Below are 746 nucleotides of genomic sequence, written 5' to 3' on the forward strand. Positions count from 1 at the left end.
CAAGCCTTCTTGCCGGTATTGAAATAGGGTATCTCGAAGGTACCTCTTTCAAGCCGCTTCTGATACAGTGTGAAACCGTCCGTATCCCAACGCAGGAGCTTTACCTGCTGCCGGTTCTTGCTGAAGAAGATGAACACAGCCCCACTTAGCGGAGGCAGGTCCATCTCCTGCGACACCAGCTTATACAGACCGTTTATCCCCATGTTCATTCTTACATAGCGCTGGCAGACATAATAGCGCATTCCGTCATTCAGTCCAAACATGGCAGATCCTCCCTTTGGTAAAGTTTGAGAAATGACATGACCGCTTGTGCGCTGCCATGTTTTATGTTCACTTGCGTACCGTCAGGAAAAGTAAAGCTGATTCCAGACATTGAATCTGTAGCTTCTGCAAAACTATCCGCACCGTCTGCCGTTACCGGCAGGAACATCGAACCGGTGGTGTCGGAAGATGGAAGCAGCCGTTCATATTTCGCCTGGTTTTGAGACTCACGTATCAGCCTCTTCGTTTCCATCACGCTAAGCCCTTTGGCATACATCCATCTTTCCATGCCTCGTTGGTAGACATGAATTTCTTTCAGAAAGGAGGTCAGACGAATCTTTGAATTCTTGTTGAGTCGTAAAAGGTATCGTTTCCATGCCCACTCGTATCGTTCTTCTGCTGTCATATTATTAAAGATTTTGATTTGGCAGCAAAGATATAATGATAAATGAATGTGTGCAAGGTGGCATCGCGGATACGCTTAC

The 746-nt window shown here is 46.6% G+C and carries 2 protein-coding genes; both read right to left on the reverse strand.

Going from position 1 to position 746, the window contains the following annotated elements; translation table 11 throughout:
• Positions 1 to 263 (reverse strand): IS66 family insertion sequence element accessory protein TnpB (tnpB, locus tag I6E38_RS14980; RefSeq protein ID WP_235394729.1); only part of this gene is annotated, 263 nt, incomplete at its 3' end.
• On the reverse strand, positions 251 to 667 hold the full coding sequence (locus tag I6E38_RS14985) for a hypothetical protein (protein WP_235394730.1): 417 nt from the start codon (positions 665 to 667) through the stop codon (positions 251 to 253). The genes I6E38_RS14985 and tnpB, both read right to left, overlap by 13 nt.
• Positions 668 to 746: the final 79 nt, after the last annotated feature.

The sequence above is a fragment of the Leyella stercorea genome (assembly GCF_021531355.1).
Taxonomy (GTDB): Bacteria; Bacteroidota; Bacteroidia; order Bacteroidales; family Bacteroidaceae; genus Prevotella.